This is a genomic window from Actinomadura sp. ATCC 39365, assembly GCF_054392275.1.
Genome location: NZ_CP184335.1, coordinates 5427522 through 5447710, shown reverse-complemented (window position 1 = coordinate 5447710; position 20189 = coordinate 5427522). Strand labels below are relative to the sequence as shown.

Here is a 20189-nt window from a genome sequence, read left to right as displayed (position 1 = left end):
TCGGGGAGCCGGGCGCCCACCGAACTCGCGCACCCGTCGGGGAGCCGGGCGCGCGCCGGGCGGCCGGGGCGAGTAGGTCTGGTAGCCATGACGCTGATGACGTTCTACCCGCCCGTCGAGCCCTACGAGACCGGCCTGCTCGACGTCGGCGACGGCCAGGAGATCTACTGGGAGACCTGCGGTGACCCCGGCGGCAAACCGGTCGTCCTCCTCCACGGCGGCCCCGGCGGCGGGCTGCTGCCCGTGCAGCGCCGGTTCTTCGACCCCGGCGCCTACCGGATCGTCCTGTTCGACCAGCGCAACTGCGGGCGCAGCCGCCCGCACGCCGCCGACCCCGGGGTGTCGCTGGCCGCCAACACCACCTGGCACCTGGTCGCCGACATGGAGCTGCTCAGGCGGCGGCTCGGCATCGACCGCTGGCAGGTGTTCGGCGGTTCGTGGGGGGCGACCCTGGCCCTGGCGTACGCGCGCCGCCACCCGAGCCGGGTGACCGAGCTGGTGCTGCGCGGCGTCTACCTGGCGAGCGCGGCCGACGAGGCGTGGGCGTTCACCGCTTCAGGGGCGGCCCGGCTGTTCCCGGCGGAGTGGGCGGCCTTCCGCGACGCGATCCCGCAGGCCGAGCGGGACGACCTGCTCGGCGCCTACCACCGCCGCCTGTTCGACCCGGACCCGGAGGTGCACCTGCCGGCGGCGCGGGCGTGGGCGGCGTGGGAGCTGGCGGCCAACACGCTGCTGCCCGCGCCCGCCCCTCCGCTGACGGACCGGGAGGTGCTGGGCTTCGCCCGGATCGAGGCGCACTACTTCACCCGGCGCTGCTTCCTGCGGGAGGGCGAGCTGCTCGACGTGGCGGCGATCCGGGACGTCCCCTGCGTCATCGTCAACGGCCGCTACGACATGAAGACGCCGCCCGACGCCGCGTGGGAGCTGCACCGCGCCTGGCCGGAGGCCGAGCTGCGGATCGTCGAGGACGCCGGCCACGGCGGCGCCGAACCCGGCACGCTGCACGAGCTCGTCAGGGCCACCGACGGCTACCGTCCGAACGCCCGTGCACCACAGGATTCATGATCTACAATACGAACTTGTAGTGGTTTTGCAGGACTTGCTGGTCTTGCACACTTCTGCTCACCGTTGTTGACATGTCACCTCGTTCGCAGCCTGCCGCGGAGCAAGACGTGATCCGGATCGCCGTGATCGACGACCACGAGCTGATCCGCCATGGGCTGGAGTACCTCCTGCACCGGCACGAGGACCTGCAGGTGGTGCTGCGGGGCTCGTCCGTCGGGGACCTGCGCGGCTTCGACGCCGGTTACGACGTGCTGATCCTCGACCTCTACCTGGCCGAGGACCGGCCGTGCCTGGCCGCGGTCAAGGAGCTGTCGGCCGTCACGCGGGTCCTCATCGTGTCGGCGTCCGGACGGCCCGCCGACGTGCTGGCGGCGATCCGCTGCGGAGCCAACGGGTACGTCACCAAGGACGCCCCCTCCGAGCTCATCGTCGCCGCCGTGCGCACGGTGGCCGCGGGCGGCTTCTACCTGTCGGCGGGCCTGGCCGACATCCTGCAGAGCGAGCTGGACGACAACACCCGCCCGCCCGCCGGTGCCGACGGCTCCGAGGCGGGCGGGGACGGCGGCGGCGACGCCCGGCCCCGGCTGTCGGCCCGGGAGGAGGAGACCCTCTCCTACATCGCCCAGGGTTTCACCCACGCCCAGGTGGGCCGCCGGATGGGCGTCAGCAAGGCCACGGTCGACACCTACGTCGAGCGCATCAGGGCCAAGCTGCAGGTCGGCAACAAGGCCGAGCTCACCCGCGCGGCGCTCAACCGGCTCGAACGCCGCGACCGGCCGTGAGCCCCCCGCGTCCGCCGCGTCCGCCCGGGACGGCGGTCGCCGGCATGGAGCGCAGCCGGGCCCTCACCATGGTGGTCGTCCGGGTGGGCGCGCTGGTGTTGTGCGGGTCGCTGGAGGTGCTGGGCGACGGGCGGTGGCTGACGCTGGGGCCGCTGCCGTACCTGCTGGGGGCGATGGGTGCGGTCAGCCTGCTGGTGTGCGTGGTCACGGCGGCCCGCGCCGCGCTCGCGCCGCGCGCGCTGCTCTGCGTGGACCTCGCCCTGGTGACGGCGGCGGTGCTCGCCGCCGGTCACTACGCGGGCTCGCGGGTGACCGACGGCTGGCCCGGCACGATCCTGCCGTACGTGCTGCTCGTCGGCATCATGGCGGGCATCTCCTTCCGCACGTTCCCCGTCGTGCTGGCGTGGACGGCGGCGCTGGGCGGCGCGCTGGTCCTCGGCTACGTCCAGGCGGACCTGGCGTGGTGGGCCGGGCTGCCGCACGTCGCCGGGCTGACGACGAACGCCATGATGGCCGCGTACGTCATGCGCATCCTGTTCAGGACCGCCGGCGACCTGGACCGGGCCAGGGCCGAGGAGCTGCGCCGCTCGGCGCAGCTGTCGCAGGAGCGCGAGCGCGGCAGGACGGCCCGCGTGCTGCACGACCGGATCCTGCAGACCATGGAGGCGCTGACCCGCGACGGCTGGATCGCCGACGCCTCGGTCAGGGCGCGGGTGGCGGAGGAGTCGCAGTGGCTGCGCGCCTTCCTGCGCGGCGACGACGGCGATCCGGCCGAGGACGTCGTGGCCGCCCTGGAGGAGGTCGTGCGGCAGGCGGTCGGCAGCGGGCTGCGGGTGGAGTTCAACGCGGGCCGGCTGCGTTCGGCGCCAGAACGCGACGGCATGCCGGCCGAGGTCGTCGAGGCGCTGAGCGGCATCCTGCGCGAGGCGCTGACGAACGTGCGCAAGCACGCGGGCGTGCGGCACGCCGTGGTGCGGGCCGAATGCCGGTCCGGGACGCTGGCGCTGAGCGTGCTCGACCACGGCAGCGGCTTCGACCTGGACGCGCCCACGACCGGCCTCGGGATCGCCCGTTCCATCCGGGAGAGCGCCCGCGCGGTGGGCGGCAGCGCCGACGTCGAGGCCGCTCCCGGCGAGGGGACGCTGGTGTCGGTGCGCATCCCGCTCCCGTCGGGCGAATGACGTCCCGCCAACGCACCACAGTCCGCATGACAGATCCGGGCAGGCCGGCCGGTCCACAATCGTGCCGACGAACCTGATCTCTCCCCGGAGGTGGCGGCATGCGATCACACCGGACGGCGGTCGTGCTGGCGGTGGCGGCTCTGGCCCTGTTCCCGGTCACGGGGGCGCACGCGGACGACGGCCCCGCGACCGGCCGCCCGGCCGCCCGGACCTGCTCGGGCACCGCCTGCGACGGCAAGGACCCGGCGCTGACGGGCTGCACGACAGGGTCCTCCACCGTGGCCTCCAGGTGGGTCCGGGCGTTCGGCGGCTACCTCGAACTGCGGTACGGCCCCGGCAAGGGCGGCACCTGCCAGGTCAACTGGGCCAGGTTCACCAAGCAGGGGCAGGGCGCCGACTACAACGTGTGGGTGGAGCGCAGGCCGGGCGTGCGCGCGGCCGCGGGCGACGACAAGCGCCTGACCCAGTACTCCGGGGGCGACGAGGGCACCGGGGTCGTCTACTCCGGCCAGGTCTACGCGCCCGAGGTCCCGGCACGGGCCTGCGTCGAGCCGGCCCACGCCCGCCGCGCCGCGAGCTCCGCCGTCTGCACGGACGCCGTCTGACCCGGCCCGCGCGCCTCCCGCCGGTGGGGGGAAGCGTGCGGATCAGCCGAAACCGTTGGGGCACAGGAAGCTCTTGATCGAGTCGGGCGCGCTCGCCAGCAGCGCCGGCCGGTCCTCCTGGGAGCAGAAATTGCTGCCGATATCAGCGTCGAGGAACCGGGACGCGTTCCGCCGGGCGATCAGGTCGATGCCGCCGACACTCGGGGAGGAGAGCTCGGCGGCCACCCAGGAGCCGACGCATCGTTTGCGGGCCACCACGGCGTCCTGCGGCAGGCTGCCGCCGTTGAGCGCGGCGGCCTGGCGCAGGATCGAGCCCGCGGACGCGCACGGCAGCGTGCGGGGCCTGCTCGCGGTGGGCGTGTCCGCGGGCTTCTCCTCGGGCGTCTCCTCCGGCGTGCCGGTCTCGGACGGGGTGTCCTGCGGGGTGTGGGTCTCGCTCGGGGTCTCGCTCTCCTCGGAGGTGTCCGGCGGGTCCGGCTGCGCGGAGGTGGCGGGCGGGTCGGTGTAGGAGGAGGTCCGGTCGTCCGTGGCCGGCAGCGCCTCCGGCGTGCCGGCCGCGTTCAGCGCGAACGCCACGCCGGCCCCCACGACCGCCACGACCACGGCCACGGCGACCGCCACGGGCCACAACCGCGCCGCCCCACCCGGCGGCGGGACCGGCGCTTCGTACTCGCCCGCCGACGCCCCTCGCCCACCCGGCGAGGGCACCGGCCCGCCGGACGGATGCGGGCCACCGGGCGCGGGCGGCCCGCCGGACGAGGGCGGCGGGGTCAGGGGGAGCGTGCCCGGCGGCGGGGGCGGTGGCGTGAGGAGGAGTGTGCCGGACGGGGGCGGCGGCATGGGGATCGTGCCCGAGTGGAGCGCGGCGAGCAGTTCGCCCGCCCCGGGCCGCGCCGCCCTGGACTTGGCCAGCGCCCCGCGGACCAGCTCCCGCACCCCCTCGGGCACCTGCGACAGGTCGGGATCGACGCTCATGACCCGGTAGGCGAGCACGTCGGGCGCCCCCATGCCGAACGGCGGCCGCCCGGTCGCGGCGTAGACCATCAGCGCGCCCCAGGCGAAGACGTCGGCGGCGGCGTCGGCCTGGTCGCCCCGGTACTGCTCGGGACTGATCCAGCCGGGCGAGCCGATGAGCGCGCCGGTGCCGGTCAGCCCGCTCTCGTCGAGGGCGCGGGCGATCCCGAAGTCCAGCACCTTCGCCCCGGACGCGGCCAGGATCACGTTGCCGGGCTTGAGGTCGCGGTGGACGATCCCGGCCCGGTGGATGTCGGTGAGCGCCTCGGCGATGTCCACCCCGAACGCGACCAGCTCGTCCGGCGGCAGCGGCCCGTGGTCGCGTACGTGCTCGGTCAGCGTGGGGCCGGGCACGAACTCGGTGGCCAGCCACGGCGGCGAGACGTCGGTGTCGGCGGACAGGACCGCCACCGTGCACCGCCCGCGCACCCGCGACAACACCTCGACCTCGCGCACGAACCGGTCGTGGAAGTGCGGGTCGGCGGCCAGCCCCGGATGGATGACCTTGACCGCGACCCGCCCGCCCTCGGGCGCGACCCCGGCGTAGACCACGCCCATGCCGCCGGCGCCCATGCGGCCCACGATCCGGTAGGGACCGATGCGCTCGCGTTCGTCCATCTCCAGGGGGCCGAAGCCGCCGGGGTCGCTCATCGTGCTCCCGATCGCCGGATCTTCGCAACAGCGACGATCTTATTGACCATCGGTGTGAAGCGCGCCCCCTCTCAGGCGGTCACCTCGTCGAGGAGCTCCAGGAGATGCCGGTAGGTCCGGCCGGTGGCGCGGGTCAGTCCCAGCTCGCAGGTGCGGTTGACCGAGGCGTGCGCGGCGCAGCCCGCCTCGGCCACGGAGGCGGCCTCGGCGCGGGTGGCCGAGGCGGTCAGCTCGGGGTGCAGCAGGCCGCGGTCGCCGGCGAAGCCGCAGCACTGCCATCCGTCCGGGATCACGACCTGCTCGGCGACCGCCTCGGCCAGGCGGGTGACGGCGGCGTCCAGGCCGAGCCGGGTGGAGGAGCAGGTCGGGTGGAGCGCCAGCGACGGCAGGCGGCGCGGCTGCGGCAGGCGGGGCAGGACGTGCTCGGCGGTGAAGGCGACCGCGTCGACCACCTGGAGGCCGGGCACCAGGTGGGCGTAACCCTCGGTGCAGGAGGCGGCGTCGCTCACCACGGGCAGCCGGCCGCCGTCGGTGGCCCGCGCGAGCACGTCCCGGACGCGCTCGCCCATGGCCTCGTGACCGCCCGTGAAGCCCTTGGAGGACCACGGGGTGCCGCAGCACAGGCTCGCGATCCTCTCCGGGACGTGCAGCCTCAGCCCGGCGCGGGCGGCCAGGCGCTGGAAGGCGGTCATCACGCCGGGGCCGCCGTCGGCGGGGGCGAACAGCGTGTTCAGGCAGGACGGCAGGTAGACGGCGTCGGCGCCGTCCGCCGGGGACGGGCGGCGCCTGGTGCCGCCGCGCGGCAGGTCGCGGCTCCACCGCGGGACGTCGTCCGCCCCGGCCACGGCGCGGGCGGCGCGCGAGGCGGCCTCCGGGAGCGCGGGCGGGACGGCGGCGGCGGTGTCGAGGGCCAGGTTCATCGCGCGGGTGACGCCGTCCCAGTGGCGGGCGGCGCTCGTCCAGGCGCGCCGGGCGGCGCGGCCGTGGCGCTCGGCGCGCAGGCGTTTGGTCAGGTCGCCGGTGTTGATGAGGACGGGGCAGGCGGTGGCGCACATGCCGTCCACGGCGCAGGTGTCCACGGCGTCGTAGGCGTAGGCGTCCGCCAGCTCGCGGGCCAGGGCGTGGTCGCCGGCCGCCTGCGCCGCGGCCAGCTCGCGGCGCAGCACGATGCGCTGGCGCGGGGTGGTGGTCAGGTCGCGGCTGGGGCAGACGGGCTCGCAGTAGCCGCACTCGACGCAGCGGTCGACCTCGGGCTCGACGGTCACGACGGTCTTGAGGTCGCGCAGGTGGGCCTCGGGGTCGTCGGTGAGGACGACGCCGGGGTTGAGCGTGCCGGCCGGGTCGCACAGGCGCTTGACCTCGCGCATCACCTCGTACAGCTCGTCGCCGTACTGGCGGCGCACGAACGGGGCCATGACGCGGCCGGTGCCGTGCTCGGCCTTCAGCGTGCCGCCCCTGGCCAGGACGGCCGCCACCATGTCCTCGGTGAACTCGGCGTAGCGGTCGAGGTCGGTGGCGAACCGCTCGTTGAGCATGAAGTGCAGGTTGCCGTCCTTGGCGTGGCCGAAGACGACGCTGCGCTCGTAGCGGTGCTCGGCGAACAGGGCGGTCAGGTCGTCGCACAGGTCGGCCAGCGCGGGCACGGGGACGGCGACGTCCTCCAGCAGGGCGGTCGTGCCGCTGGGGCGGGCGCCGGCGACGGTGGCGTACAGGCCCTTGCGGATGTGCCACAGCGCGGCCCGGCCGCCGGCCTCCCTGCTCAGCCGGGCGGGGGCGGCCAGGTGCAGCCCGGCGAAGACCCGCTCGGCGGTCCGCTCCCGCTCGGTGAGCAGCCCGGCGTCGGACTCCTGCCATTCGACCAGCAGCGCGGCGTGCTCGGCGACGGCCATCGCGCGCAGCGTCTCGTCGGCCTTGGGGTCGGTCTGGGCCACGCGCAGGGACTCGGCGTCCAGCAGCTCGACGGCGGCGGGCCCGGCGGCGACCAGCTCCGGCACCGTGGCCATCGCCTCCCGCAGCGTCGGGAAGACGAGCAGCCCGGTGGCGGCCAGGCGGTGGGCGGGGACGGTGCGGAAGACGGCCTCGGCGACGAAGCCGAGGGTGCCCTCGCTGCCGATGACCAGGTGAGCGAGGATCTGCGCCGGGCTGTCGTGGTCGAGGAAGCTGTTCAGGCCGTAGCCCATGGTGTTCTTCAGCGAGAACTGGTCCCGGACGCGCCGCACCGAGCCGGGGTTGCCGCGGACGCGGTCGCGCAGCCGTTCCAGGCCGGCCGCGAGGTCGGGTTCCAGGGCGCGCAGCCGCTCGTCGGCGTCGGTGGCGCCGGTGTCGAGGACGGTGCCGCTCGGCAGCACCAGCGTCATCGACTCCAGCGTCTGGTAGGTGTTGGCGTGCGTGCCGCAGGTCATGCCGCTGGAGTTGTTGGCCACGACGCCGCCGATCGTGCAGGCCGACTCGCTGGCCGGGTCGGGGCCGAGCTTGCGCCCGTACGGGGCCAGGCGGGCGTTGACCTGCCGCAGCACCGCGCCGGGCTGGACCCGTACCCGGGCGCCGTCGTCGAGCACCTCGATCGAGCGGAAGTGCCGGCGGGTGTCCACGAGCAGGTGCTCGCTGACGCCCTGGCCGCTCAGGCTGGTGCCGCCGGAGCGGAAGGTCAGCGGCAGGCCGGTGCGCAGCAGCGCGGCGACCTGGCCGGCGCTCTCGGCCACCAGCACGGCCTGCGGGGTCAGCAGGTAGTGGGAGGCGTCGTGGGCCATGCCGAGCCGGTCGCTCGCGCGGGCGCGGGTGATCCCCGGGACGGCCGTCTCGACCGCCGCCAGGACGGCGGCGTCCGGCGCGTTGAGCCGTCGCGGTTCACGGTGGGTCATGCTCGTGCTCTCTTCCAGGTTCATTGCCGGGGATCGATGTGGATCTTGGGCCCCGGGCCGGCGCCGGGCGGTCGCCGTCCGGCCAGGACGCCGGCCGTCTCGGCCAGCCCGACCGTGGCGGCGACCAGCGGACGGGCGTCCACCGAGCCGCCGGCGTAGGCGTCGATGGCCCCGGCCAGCCCCGCCGAGCCGCCCAGGACGCCGACCGCGGTGACGTCCTTGAGCACCAGCTCGCGGGTGTCGAGCGTGGACGGCGTGCCGGCCAGGCCGATGTAGACGACGCGGCGGCCGGGTTCGGCCAGGCCGAGGGCGAGCGCGGGCATCGCGGCGGCGTTGGTGGCGTCGATGACGGCGTGCCAGGGCAGGCCGGGCAGCGTCGCGCGGGTCCAGGCGTGCCGGAACCCGAGGCCCGCGGCCAGCCGCAGGTCGGGCTCGGCGCGGCCCATGAGGTGCACCTCGGCGCCGCCTGCGCGCGCGAACAGCGCGGCCAGCAGGCCGATCGTGCCCGTGCCCAGAACCAGCAACCGCTCCCCCGCCTCCAGCCCCGCCGCGCGGACGGCGCGTAAGGCGTTGCCACCGGGCTCGACCAGCGCGCCCGAGGTAGCGTCCACCGTATCGGGCAGCCGATGGAGCGCCGCGACCGGGACGGCGAGCCGCTCGGCCAGGGCTCCCGCGGCGCCCCGGCTGATGCCGAGCTCGGCCAGGTCGGGGCACACGTGGTGGCGGCCCTGGCGGCAGCGGTCGCAGCGCCCGCAGCCGAGCATGGTGTCGCCGACGACCCGCCGCCCCACCCACGACGGGTCCACGCCCGCGCCCAGCTCCGCGACGCGCCCGCACCACTCGTGGCCGGGGCGCAGCGGGTAGCGGGAGCGGCCGGTGCGCAGGTAGCTCATCTCGCCGCTGAACAGCTCCATGTCGGTGCCGCACACGCCGGCGCGCTCGACGTCCACGACCACCTGGCCGGGCCCCGCCGCGGGGGGCTCGACCTCCCGGACCTCGGCCGCGCCCGGCCCGGTCAGGACGAGCGCCCGCACTACCGGGGCTCCACGACCCGCTGGCGCTGGCTGCCGAGCCCGTCGATGCCGAGCTCCATCACGTCGCCCGGCCGGAGCCAGATCTGCGGGTCGTGGCCCATGCCGACGCCGGGCGGGGTGCCGGTGTTGATCAGGTCGCCGGGCTCCAGCACCATGAACTGGCTCAGGTGGTGCACGATGACGTACGGGTCGAAGATCATCGTCTTGGTGCTGCCGGTCTGGCGGCGTACGCCGTTGACGTCCAGCCACATGCCCAGGTTCCGGACGTCGGCGAGCTCGTCGGGGGTGACCAGCCAGGGGCCGGCCGGGTTGAACGTCTCGGCCGACTTGCCCTTGCTCCACTGGCCGCCGCGTTCCATCTGGAAGGCGCGCTCGCTGACGTCGTTGACCACGCAGTAGCCGGCGATCGCGGCCGCGGCCTCCTCGGGCGAGTCCAGGTAGGAGGTGCGGCGGCCGATCACGATGCCGAGCTCCACCTCCCAGTCGGTCTTGGTGGCGCCGCGCGGGATGCGCACGTCGTCGTCCGGGCCGACCAGGGTGTTGGGCGACTTGGTGAACAGGATCGGCTCGGCGGGCACGGCCTGGCCGGTCTCGGCGGCGTGGTCGCTGTAGTTCAGGCCGATGCACAGGATCTGGTGCGGGCGGGCGATCGGCGCGCCGACGCGCTCGCCGGCGAACGCCTGCCGCGGGCCCGTGGCGACCCGCTCGGCGAGCAGGGCGGGGCCGCCCGCGGCGAAGAAGCGCTCGTCGAAGTCGGGGGTGAGGTCGGAGACGTCGACGTAGTGGTCGTCGTCCACGCGGACGACCGGCTTCTCGGCGCCGGGCGCGCCGATGCGCATGAGGTACAAGGGGATCTCTCCGGTTCTGGGCGGGTCAGGGAAGGTGGTGCCCGGCGACGACGGCGCGGATGGCCGGCACGTCCTCGACGAGCACGCTCAAGGGGGTGCGGTAGGCCAGGCCGCTGATGCTGACCGCGCCGCTCGGCACGGTGGGCGAGGTCAGGTACGCCGGGACCGCCACGCAGTTGACGCCCGGCTCGTTCTCCTGGTCGTCGGCCGCGTAGCCCTGCGCGCGGACGCGTACCAGCTCGGCGTGCAGCTCCTCGGCGGTGCCGACCGAGCGTTCGGTGGGCCGCTCCAGCCGTCGGTCGCCCACCCAGGCGCGCACCGCGGCCTCGTCCCGCAGCGTCCCGGCCAGCAGCATCTTGCCGACGGCGGTGCAGTGGGCCGGGTTGCGTCCGCCGACGACCGAGGTCAGCCGGACCGCGCCGGACGGCGGGTCGAGCTTGGACCGGTAGACCACGGACGTGCCCTCCAGCACCGCGTAGTGCACGGTCTCGCCGTAGCGGTCGCACAGCGCCTTGAGCATCGGGGTGACCCGGACGTGGTCGGGCCGGGCTTCATGGTGGGCGAAGGCCATGCGCAGGAACTCGTCGCCGAGCACGTACCGGCCGTGGCCGTTCTGGACGGCGAGCCCGGCGCGGCGCAGCGCGGCCAGGGCGCGGTGGGCGGTCGGCTTCGGGCTGGACACGGCGCGGGCCATCTCCTCCAGGCCGATCCCGTCGGGGTGCCGGGCGAGCTCGGCCAGCACGGCCAGCACGCGGTCGGCCCCCACCAGCTTGGCGTCACCGTCGGACATGTTCCGAAGGTTAGACCACCGTTCCGGGAAACGGAAGTTTGCCCAGCATTGACGCAACCCAGCGGTTGCCATAATGTGGCAACTACTGGGTTGCTACTACTTGGAGGCCGCAATGAGTGTTCCTGTCGCGACCGTTGAGGCCGCCCCGCCGCGCCTCGACGGCAGACAACGGCTGATCGCGTTCGTCCTGCTCGGCGCCGGTTTCATGCTGGCGGTCGACTTCTCGATCCTGAACGTCGCCCTTCCCCAGACCGGCGCGGGCGTCGGGCTGAACCCGGCCCAGTGGCCCTGGATCACCTCGGCGTACGCGCTGCCGGCGGCCGGGTTCACCCTGGTGTTCGGCCGGACGGCCGACCTGTTCGGCCGGCGGAGGCTGTTCCTCGCCGGCATGGTCGTGCTGGCCGGGGCCTCCCTCCTCGGCGGCTTCGCCGGCGGGCCCGCGACGCTCCTGACCGCCCGGGTGCTGCAGGGCCTGGCCACGGCGATGACGGTTCCCGCCGCGTTGTCGCTGCTCACCACCACCTTCAAGGAGGGCCCGCTGCGCGCCCGCGTCCTCGGGCTGAACGGCGCCCTGCTGTCCGGCGGCTTCACCGTCGGCGCGCTGCTCGGCGGCGCCCTGGTCAGCCTGCTGAGCTGGCGGGCGGCGTTCCTGTTCAACGTGCCGGTCGCGGTGGCGATCCTGGTGCTGGCGCCGCTCCTGATCCGGGAGAGCGTGCTGCCGGAGCGGGTGCGGCTCGACCTGCCCGGCGCGGTCACCGTGACCGGCGGCCTGCTGGCGGTGATCTACGCGGCCGTCGAGACGAACCTCCTGGCGGCCGTCGCGGGCGTGGTGCTGCTGGGCGCGTTCTGGATGATCGAGCTGCGCGCGCCCGCGCCGCTCGCGCCGGTGCGCATCCTGCGGCGGCCCACGGTGAAGTGGGGCAACTTCGCCGGGTTCGTGATCTTCACGATGGAGCCGGCCATGATCTTCCTGGTGACGGTCTACCTCCAGCGGGTGCTGGGCCTGTCGCCGCTGGTCACCGGCCTGGTGTTCGGCATCCCCGGGCTGGCCTCGGTGGTCGCCGGGGTGATCGCCGGGCGGTTCGTCGGGCGCTACGGCAGCCGCCGCGTCCTGGTCGCCGGCATGACGGTCCAGGCCCTCGCGACGCTACCCGCCGTCTTCCTCGGCACCGGCTGGACGGTGCCGGCGATCCTGGTCCCCGCGCTGTTCGTCGGCTTCTTCGGGCACGTCACCGCGATCGTCGCCTACACCGTCACCGGCACCTCCGGCCTGCCGGACGAGGAGCAAGGGCTGGCCACCGGGCTGACCTCGATGACGCAGCAGGTCGCCGTCACCGTCGGCATCCCGCTTCTCGGCGCGGTCGCCGCCACGCGCGCCGGGGAACCGGCCGGCATCCGCCTGGCCCTGCTCGTGGACGTCGCGGTGACGCTGGCCGCCGTCGTCCTCGTCTCCTACGGCCTGCGCCGCCACCCGCGGCCGGAGCGGTGACCGTCAACCTGTCGCCACAAGGTGTGGCAACCTTTTCCCTGCTGCATATGGAGGTCGTCATGGGATTTCCCGACCGGGTCGAGCGCACCGTCGAGCTCGCCCATCCGCCCGGCAAGGTGTGGGCGGCGCTCACCACCCCCGAGGGGCTGGCCGCCTGGTTCGGCCAGGAGGCGGCGATCGAGCTGCGTCCCGGCGGGCCGGCGCGGATGAGCTGGAGCGACGGGCACACCGTCGACCTGCGCGTGGAGCGCGTGGAGGAGCCGTCGGTGTTCGGCTTCACCTGGCCGGTCTTCGGCATGCCGGAGGGCGATCCGCGCCGCACGTACGTCGAGTTCACCCTCGAACCGGCCGGCACGGGCACCCGGCTGACCGTCGTCGAGACCGGCTTCGCCCAGTTGCCGGACGACCACCACCGCAAGGCCCACGACGCCCACACCGAGGGATGGGCGAGCGAGCTGGGCGAGCTGGCCGGGCACCTTGACGCCGCCTGACATCGAGGCGGTGGCCGAGCAGGTCTTCGTCGCCCTGGCCGACCCGAGCCGGCGTGCCATCCTGGCCGCGCTGGCCTCCCGGGGCCCGGCCACGGCGACCGACCTGGCCGCCCGCCTGCCGATCACCCGGCAGGCGATCGCCAAGCACCTGACGCTGCTGGCCGAGGCCGGTCTGGTGACGGCCGAGCCCGGTGAGCGCCGCCGCGTCCGCTACCGGCTGCGCTCGGCTCCGATGCGGGTGGCCCAGCAGTTCCTGGCCGCGCTGGCGAACGACTGGGACGGCCGCCTCGACGCCCTGCGCGACCACCTCGGCGGCTGACCGCCCGTCCCCGCCCCGCTCAGACGGCCCGGCGCGGACGGGTGAGCCAGGAGAACGACCCGGCCATCACGAGCGCGACCAGCCCGCCCGCGACCATCGCGGCCGAGACCGAGAAGGCGTCGACGATCGTGCCGCCCAGGAGCGCGCCCAGGGCGAAGGTCGCCTGGAACGACGAGGTGAACACGACGGTCGCCGCCTCCGGCGTGCCGGGCGCGGCCCGCAGGAACCACGCCTGGGAGCAGACCGGCACTCCCCCGTAGGCCAGCCCCCACAACACCAGCAGCACGACCGCGCCCGCCTGCGACGTGCCGGCCAGGGGCAGCAGCGCGGTGGCCGCCGCGATCAGGCCGCCGCAGACGGCGAAGGTCAGACGGGGGGCGGTGGCCACGGCCCGGCCGGCCAGGAAGTTGCCCGCGACGCCCGCCGCCCCGTAGGCCAGCAGGACGGCGCTGACGACGGCCGGGGGCAGGTGGGTGACGTGCTCCAGGAACGGCGTGACGTAGGTGTAGGTGCCGAAGTGCGCCAGCACGACGAGGAACGTGCCCAGCAGGGCGATCCCGGTGCCGCGCAGCCGCAGCAGGTCCAGCAGGACGCGCGCGCCGGTGACCTGGCGGGCGGGCAGCGGCGGCAGCACGCACAGCAGCGTGACCAGCACGAGCACCGAGAGCCCGGCCAGGACCAGGAACGCCGTCCGCCAGCCCGCCAGGTGACCGATGAAGGTCCCGGCCGGCACCCCGAGCACCGAGCCCAGCGGCACGGCCGAGAAGATCAGCGCCGTGGCGGTGCCCACGGCGGCCGGCGGCACCAGCCGGGACGCCAGCCCGGCCGCGATCGACCAGAAGCCGCCGATGGTGAGCCCGACGAGCACCCGCGAGACCAGCACCACCCAGTAGGCCCCGGCCACGGCCGCCAGGACGTCGGCGGCGGCCAGCACCGCCATCAGGACGCAGAGCATCACCCGGCGGTCCAGGCGGGCGGTGGCCACGGTCAGGACGGGCGCAGCGACGGCGGCCACGAAGCCGGGCAGCGTCATGGTCAGCCCCGCGGTGCCGTCGGTGACGCGGAAGTCGGCGCCTATGGTCGTCAGCAGGCCGATGGGCAGGATCTCGCTGGTGACGATGGCGAAGATGCCCAGGGTGATCGAGGTGACCGCGAGCCAGGAGATCAGCGGCGGGCGCGGCGGGGCGAGCGTGGTGGTTGACATGGTTCCGTTTCAGGACAGGGGTTGATCTACGGCGAACCAGCCAACCAGCCACGACGTCCCCGGTACCGGCCGATTTCGGACCACACCGTCAGTCGGCGTGGAGTGCGGTCCGCAGGCCGGCGAGCAGGTCGGGGGTCGCGGCGCCCGGCGTCCTGAGCCGGACCGAGAACAGCCGCCCGTTCCACCGGGCCGGGACGCGGTACCGGCCGGAGACGGGCAGCCCCATGTCATGGCCGAGCCGCAGCCCAGCCCCTCCGTGCTGGAGCGCGACCGGCAGCAGGCCGTCGAACGCCAGGGTGCCCACCACGACCCCGCCCTGCGACAGGTGGAACGCCGAACCCGCGGGGCCCGTCGTGTGGACGACGTCCACGGACTGGCGGCCGGCGGGCAGCGGGCGGTCGGCGGTGAGCTCCAGCGGCTCCCCTGCGCGGGAGAAGGTGAAGGCCAGGCGGCCTGCGGTGACGTACAGGGCGAAGCCGCCGTTCCAGTCGCCCAGCGCGAACAGCACGCCTTCGGGCTCGCGCGCCGCCTCGATCTCGGCCGTCCAGCGGAAGCCGCCGAACAGCAGCGGCAGCGACTCGTCGCACACGGGCGAGGCCCCGGGCCGGAACGTGCGGTCGTCGCCGGGGGCCAGGCCGGCCCGATGAGCGCGCCGAAGCGGGCCACGAGGTCGTCGTACAGCGGCAGGACGTTGTTGCGCCCGGCCTCCCGCGCCCACAACCGCCGCAGCTCGGCGACCACCTCCGGATGCCCGGCGGACACGTCGGCCGCCTCGGAGAAGTCGGCCGCCAGGTCGAACAGCGCCCAGTGGTCGGCGTCGAGGTCGCGGCTGCCGGTGAGCAGTTCCTCCTCGTCCAGGACGCCCGTGGACACGTGGTCGGTGGTGACCCTCCAGCGGCCGTGGATGAGCGAGCGCGAGCCCAGCATCTCGAAGTACTGGGTCGTGCGCGGCGCGGGCGCCGCGGGGTCGGCGAAGGTGGCCAGGAAGCTGGCCCCGTCGACCGGCTGCTGCTCGATCCCGTCCACGACGTCCGGCGCCCGGATGCCGATCGCGTCCAGGAGGGTCGGGAACAGGTCGTTGACGTGCACGATCTGGTCGCGCACCGCGCCGCCGCCGCCGATCCCGGCCGGCCAGTGCACGATGAGCGGCGTGCGGGTGCCGCCGAGCCAGGTGTAGCGCTTCCACAGCCGGAACGGCGTGTTCCCGGCCCACGCCCAGCCCCACGCGTAGTGGTTGTAGGTGCGCGGCCCGCCCCAGTCGTCGTGGTGGGCCAGGTTGTCCTGCGGGGACTCGCGGATGCCGGCGGAGAAGCGGTGCTCGTTGACGCTGCCGTCCACGCCGCCCTCGGCGCTGGCGCCGTTGTCGGAGAAGACCACGATGATGGTGTCGTCGAGCCGCCCGGTCTCCGCCAGGTGGGCGAGCAGGCGGCCGAGCTGGGCGTCGGCGTGGGTGAGGAAGCCCGCGAAGACCTCCTGCTGGCGGGCGTACAGGCGGCGCCGGTCGGCGGTGAGGCCGCCCCAGGCGGGCACCCAGTCCGGGCGCGGGGTGAGCACGGTGCCGGGCGGGACGACGCCCGTCTCCGTCTGGCGCCGGAAGATCTCCGCCCGCCAGGCGTCCCATCCCCGGTCGAAGCGGCCGCGGTAGGGCTCGCTCCACTCGGGCGCGACGTGGTGCGGGGAGTGCGTGGCGCCGAGGCCGAGGTAGAGGAAGAAGGGTTTGCCGGGGGCGGCGTGGCGCTGGTCGTCGAGGTGGCGGACGGCCTCCGTGACGAGGTCCTCGGTGAGGTGGTAGCCCTCCTCGGGGGTGGCGGGCGGGTCCACGTGATGGTTGTCCCGGACGAGGTTGGGCGCGTAGTGGTTGGTGTCGCCCTGCAGGAAGCCGTAGTAGCGCTCGAAGCCCTGGCCGAGCGGCCAGTGGCCGAACGGGCCGGCGGCCGAGCGCTCGTAGCGCGGCGTGAGGTGCCACTTGCCGATGGCGATGGTGGAGTAGCCGTGGTCGCGCAGGATCCGCGGCAGGGTCGCGGCCGAGCGCGGGATGCGGGCGGTGTAGCCGGGGTGGTCGAGCGGGATGTCGGCGAGGAAGCCCATGCCGACGGCGTGGTGGTTGCGCCCGGTGAGGAAGCAGGCGCGCGACGGCGAGCACAGGGCCGTCACGTGGAACCGGTTGTAGCGCAGGCCGCCGGCCGCGAGCCGGTCGATGTGCGGCGTGGCGATGCCGGAGCCGAAGCAGCCGAGCTGGGCGAAGCCGGTGTCGTCCAGGACGACGGCGAGCACGTTCGGAGCGTGTTCCGGCGGGCGGCCGGCCCGGCGGAAGATCGGTTCTGCGGTCACGGCGAGGCTCCTGCCAGGAGAGGCGTACGGTCTTGGACAGCAGACGGCACGAGAGTAAGACAGGTTGTCTTAATCCGCGACGATACCTCGGTGATCCGGAAAAGGTGGGAATGCAGGCCAAAGAAAAGATCCTCCTGGCGGCCGAACGGCTCTTCGCCGAGCGCGGCCTCGACGTCTCGCTCCGGGAGATCGCCGTCGCGGCCGGGCAGGGCAACCACTCGGCCGTCCAGTACCACTTCGACGGCAAGGCCGGCCTGATCGACGCCCTGTACGCCCACCGCATGACCCCCCTCAACGAGCGCCGCCGCGAGCTGATCGGCGACCTGCGCGCCCGCGGCCTGGAGGAGGACCTTCCCGCCCTGGTCGGGGCCTACCTGGCCCCGCTGGCCGAGCACGTGCTCGGCCACCCGGGCGCGAGCTGGTACCTGCGCTTCACCAGCCGTTACGTGCTGTCCGGCGGCTACCGGTCCTGGCCCTACTCCAGCGACCACCACCCCGGGGTCGCCGAGCTGGCCACCCTGCTGCGGCGGCGGCTGCCCGGCCTGACGCGGGAGCGCCTGCGGGTGCTCAACCTGCACGTCGTCGTGGTGCTGGCCGACCTGGAACAGCGCCTGGGCGACCCCGCCTTCGACGCCGCACGGGCCGCGGCGGCCGTCGCCGACCTGCACGTCACCGCCCGGGCCCTGCTCACCGCCTGACGTCCGGGGTCCATGCCCGCCGCGGCCATCCCCCACCACCGCGCAAGTCTCCGGGCACGCGGAACGCCCGGGGCGGCCGCCCCGGGCGTTCCGGTCACGCTCAGGCCAGGTCGAACCGGTCGAGGTTCATGACCTTGTCCCAGGCCGCGACGAAGTCACGGACGAACTTCTCCTTGGCGTCGTCGCTGGCGTAGACCTCGGCGACCGCGCGCAGCTCGGAGTTCGCCCCGAAGACGAGGTCGGCGCGGGTGCCGGTCCACCGCACCTCGCCGGTGGCGGTGTCGCGGCCCTCGAAGACGTTGGCGTCCTCGGTCGAGTGCCACGTCGTGCCCAGGTCGAGCAGGTTGGCGAAGAAGTCGTTGGTCAGCGTCCCCGGGGTCGTGGTGAGGACGCCGAGCGTCGACTGCCGGTGGTTGGCGCCCAGCACCCGCAGGCCGCCCACGAGGACGGTCATCTCCGGCGCGCTCAGCGTCAGCAGGTTGGCCCGGTCGAGCAGCAGGTACTCGGCCGGCAGGCGGTTGCCCTTGCCGAGGTAGTTGCGGAACCCGTCGGCGACCGGCTCCAGCGCGGCGAACGACTCCACGTCGGTCTGCTCCTGCGTGGCGTCCGCGCGTCCCGGCGTGAAGGGCACCTGGACGTCGAAGCCGGCCTCCTTGGCGGCCCGCTCGACACCCGCACACCCGGCCAGCACGATCAGGTCGGCCAGCGAGACCTGCTTGCCGCCGGTCTGGGCGCCGTTGAACGCCTTCTGGACGCCCTCCAGGGTGCCCAGCACGGTCGCCAGCCGGTCGGGGTCGTTGACCTCCCACGCGCTCTGCGGCTGCAGGCGGATGCGCGCGCCGTCGGCGCCGCCGCGCTTGTCGCTGCCGCGGAAGGAGGAGGCCGAGGCCCACGCGGTGGACACCAGCTCGGACACCGACAGCCCCGTGGCGAGGATCTGCTCCTTGAGCGCGGCGACGTCGGCCGCGTCGACGAGCTCGTGCGTCACCGCGGGCAGCGGGTCCTGCCACAGCAGCGTCTCGGCCGGGACCTCCGGGCCGAGGTAGCGCGCGAGCGGGCCCATGTCGCGGTGGGTCAGCTTGAACCAGGCGCGGGCGAAGGCGTCGGCGAGCTCGTCGGGGTGCTCCAGCCAGCGGCGGGTGATCTGCTCGTAGATCGGGTCCACGCGCAGCGACAGGTCGGTCGTCAGCATCGTCGGGGCGTGCCGCTTGGCCGGGTCGTGCGCGTCGGGCACGGTGCCGGCGCCGGCGCCGTCCTTCGGCCGCCACTGGTTGGCGCCCGCGGGGCTCTTGAACAGCTCCCACTCGTAGCCGTAGAGGATCTCCAGGAAGCTGTTGTCCCAGGTCGTGGGGGTGTTCGTCCAGATGCCCTCAAGGCCGCTGGTGATGGCGTCGCCGCCCTTGCCGGTACCGAAGCTGTTGCTCCAGCCGAGGCCCATCTGCTCGATCGGGGCGGCCTCGGGGTCGGGGCCGACGTGGTCGGCCGGGCCGGCGCCGTGGGTCTTGCCGAAGGTGTGACCGCCCACGATGAGGGCCGCGGTCTCCTCGTCGTTCATCGCCATGCGGCGGAAGGTCTCGCGGATGTCGCGGGCCGCCGCCAGCGGGTCGGGGTTGCCGTTGGGGCCCTCGGGGTTGACGTAGATGAGGCCCATCTGGACCGCGGCCAGCGGGTTCTCCAGCTCGCGGTCGCCGGTGTAGCGCTGGTCGCCGAGCCAGGTGGACTCGGGGCCCCAGTAGACGTCCTCGTCGGGCTCCCAGGCGTCCTCGCGGCCGCCGGCGTAGCCGAAGGTCTTGAAGCCCATCGACTCCAGGGCCACGTTGCCGGTGAGGATCAGCAGGTCGGCCCAGGAGATCTTGCGGCCGTACTTCTTCTTGACCGGCCACAGCAGGCGGCGGGCCTTGTCCAGGTTGCCGTTGTCCGGCCAGCTGTTGAGCGGCGCGAAGCGCTGCTGACCGGCCCCGGCGCCGCCGCGTCCGTCGCTGATGCGGTACGTGCCCGCGCTGTGCCAGGCCATCCGGATCATGAACGGGCCGTAGTGGCCGAAGTCGGCCGGCCACCAGTCCTGCGAGGTCGTCAGCACCTCGGCGATGTCCCGCTTGACGGCCGCGAGGTCCAGGGTCCTGAACTCCGCGGCGTAGTCGAAGCCCTCGCCGAACGGGTTCGCCACGGCCGGGTTCTTGGCCAGGATCTTGACGTTGAGCCGCTCCGGCCACCACTGGCGGTTGCCGCCGCCCTGGGTCGGGTGCGGGGCGCGCTCGTGCGCGACCGGACAGCCGCCCGAGTCCTCCGACTTGGCGTCTGTGACGATCGCATCATGGTTCTCAGACATGGGAATCCTTCCGGACGAGGCGGAATCTGGGTGCTCAGGAACTGCTGCCGGTGGAACAGGCGGGGCACAGGCCCCAATAGATGACCTCGGCCTCGTCGATGGCGAAGCCGCGGTCGTCGGAGGCGGTCAGGCAGGGCGCGTGGCCGACGGCGCAGTCGACGTCGGCCACGGCGCCGCACGACCGGCACACGAGATGGTGGTGGTTGTCCCCGACGCGGCCCTCGTACAGGGCCGAGCTGCCAGGGGGGTCGAGGCGGCGGACGAGCCCCGCGGCGGCGAGCGCGTGGAGGGCGTCGTACACGGCCTGCAACGAGATATGACCCACGCGCTCGCGCACCCCGGAGGCGATCGCCTCGACCCCGAGGTGGTCACCCTCCCGGACGGTCTCCAGCAGCGCGACCCGGGCGGCGGTCACCCGCAGCCCGGCGCCGCGCAGCTCCTCGGCGGTCGTCGGAGCCTTCGATGCGGTCATAGCCGCCAAACCTACCTATACAAAC

At 74.3% G+C, this 20189-nt stretch carries 17 protein-coding genes; 8 read left to right on the top strand and 9 right to left on the bottom strand.

What is annotated here, in order from left to right:
- The first annotated feature begins 93 nt into the window (after positions 1–93).
- From pip to ACNF49_RS26620, 4 genes are all read left to right on the top strand, one after another.
- The gene (gene pip / locus ACNF49_RS26635; RefSeq protein ID WP_482945591.1) at positions 94–1065 is read left to right on the top strand and encodes a prolyl aminopeptidase; all 972 of its coding nucleotides are present in this window, start codon (positions 94–96) and stop codon (positions 1063–1065) included.
- A gap of 107 nt (positions 1066–1172) precedes the next feature.
- Positions 1173–1847, top strand: coding sequence for a LuxR C-terminal-related transcriptional regulator (locus ACNF49_RS26630; protein WP_357981231.1), 675 nt, complete (start codon positions 1173–1175; stop codon positions 1845–1847).
- Positions 1844–3028 carry a sensor histidine kinase gene (locus ACNF49_RS26625; RefSeq protein WP_357981234.1) on the top strand — a complete coding sequence of 395 codons (1185 nt, stop codon included), beginning with the start codon at positions 1844–1846 and terminating at the stop codon, positions 3026–3028. Before ACNF49_RS26630 ends, ACNF49_RS26625 begins: the two co-directional genes overlap by 4 nt.
- 98 nt (positions 3029–3126) lie before the next feature.
- Positions 3127–3633, top strand: a complete 507-nt coding sequence (locus ACNF49_RS26620) for a DUF2690 domain-containing protein (RefSeq protein ID WP_357981237.1) — start codon at positions 3127–3129, stop codon at positions 3631–3633.
- Positions 3634–3675: 42 nt separating this feature from the next.
- On the opposite strand, the gene ACNF49_RS26615 is transcribed toward ACNF49_RS26620, so the two are convergent.
- The 5 genes from ACNF49_RS26615 to ACNF49_RS26595 form a co-directional block, all read right to left on the bottom strand.
- Positions 3676–5298 (bottom strand): serine/threonine-protein kinase, encoded by a 1623-nt coding sequence (locus ACNF49_RS26615; RefSeq protein WP_482945389.1) that lies wholly within the window; start codon positions 5296–5298, stop codon positions 3676–3678.
- A 71-nt stretch (positions 5299–5369) separates the two neighbouring features.
- A complete protein-coding gene (locus ACNF49_RS26610) occupies positions 5370–8159 on the bottom strand; it encodes an FAD-binding and (Fe-S)-binding domain-containing protein (protein ID WP_482945388.1) in 2790 nt (929 codons plus the stop codon).
- 20 nt (positions 8160–8179) lie between these two features.
- Positions 8180–9193 (bottom strand): zinc-dependent alcohol dehydrogenase, encoded by a 1014-nt coding sequence (locus tag ACNF49_RS26605; RefSeq protein ID WP_482945387.1) that lies wholly within the window; start codon positions 9191–9193, stop codon positions 8180–8182.
- On the bottom strand, positions 9193–10041 hold the full coding sequence (locus ACNF49_RS26600) for a fumarylacetoacetate hydrolase family protein (protein ID WP_482945386.1): 849 nt from the start codon (positions 10039–10041) through the stop codon (positions 9193–9195). Before ACNF49_RS26600 ends, ACNF49_RS26605 begins: the two co-directional genes overlap by 1 nt.
- Before the next feature lie 25 nt (positions 10042–10066).
- Positions 10067–10831, bottom strand: coding sequence for an IclR family transcriptional regulator (locus tag ACNF49_RS26595; RefSeq protein ID WP_482945385.1), 765 nt, complete (start codon positions 10829–10831; stop codon positions 10067–10069).
- 112 nt (positions 10832–10943) lie between these two features.
- Between ACNF49_RS26595 and ACNF49_RS26590 the strand changes: the two genes are divergently transcribed.
- The 3 genes from ACNF49_RS26590 to ACNF49_RS26580 are packed head-to-tail and all read left to right on the top strand — an operon-like array spanning position 10944 to position 13130.
- Positions 10944–12320 carry an MFS transporter gene (locus ACNF49_RS26590; RefSeq protein WP_482945384.1) on the top strand — a complete coding sequence of 459 codons (1377 nt, stop codon included), beginning with the start codon at positions 10944–10946 and terminating at the stop codon, positions 12318–12320.
- Positions 12321–12379: 59 nt separating this feature from the next.
- A complete protein-coding gene (locus ACNF49_RS26585; RefSeq protein WP_357981257.1) occupies positions 12380–12811 on the top strand; it encodes an SRPBCC domain-containing protein in 432 nt (143 codons plus the stop codon).
- Positions 12798–13130, top strand: a complete 333-nt coding sequence (locus ACNF49_RS26580; protein ID WP_357981259.1) for an ArsR/SmtB family transcription factor — start codon at positions 12798–12800, stop codon at positions 13128–13130. The genes ACNF49_RS26585 and ACNF49_RS26580 overlap by 14 nt, the downstream gene beginning before the upstream one ends.
- A 19-nt stretch (positions 13131–13149) precedes the next feature.
- Here ACNF49_RS26580 and ACNF49_RS26575 read toward each other — a convergent pair whose 3' ends face one another.
- Together ACNF49_RS26575 and ACNF49_RS26570 are read right to left on the bottom strand one after the other, a co-directional pair.
- Positions 13150–14334 carry an MFS transporter gene (locus ACNF49_RS26575; RefSeq protein WP_482945383.1) on the bottom strand — a complete coding sequence of 395 codons (1185 nt, stop codon included), beginning with the start codon at positions 14332–14334 and terminating at the stop codon, positions 13150–13152.
- A 9-nt stretch (positions 14335–14343) separates the two neighbouring features.
- Positions 14344–16665, bottom strand: a complete 2322-nt coding sequence (locus ACNF49_RS26570) for an arylsulfatase (protein ID WP_482945382.1) — start codon at positions 16663–16665, stop codon at positions 14344–14346.
- Positions 16666–16775: 110 nt separating this feature from the next.
- Here ACNF49_RS26570 and ACNF49_RS26565 point away from each other — a divergent pair, with 110 nt between their 5' ends.
- Positions 16776–17363 (top strand): TetR/AcrR family transcriptional regulator, encoded by a 588-nt coding sequence (locus ACNF49_RS26565; RefSeq protein ID WP_482945381.1) that lies wholly within the window; start codon positions 16776–16778, stop codon positions 17361–17363.
- Positions 17364–17463: 100 nt separating this feature from the next.
- On the opposite strand, the gene katG is transcribed toward ACNF49_RS26565, so the two are convergent.
- The gene (katG, locus tag ACNF49_RS26560; RefSeq protein ID WP_482945380.1) at positions 17464–19692 is read right to left on the bottom strand and encodes a catalase/peroxidase HPI; all 2229 of its coding nucleotides are present in this window, start codon (positions 19690–19692) and stop codon (positions 17464–17466) included.
- Positions 19693–19726: 34 nt separating this feature from the next.
- A complete protein-coding gene (locus ACNF49_RS26555; protein ID WP_352327424.1) occupies positions 19727–20164 on the bottom strand; it encodes a Fur family transcriptional regulator in 438 nt (145 codons plus the stop codon).
- Positions 20165–20189: the final 25 nt, after the last annotated feature.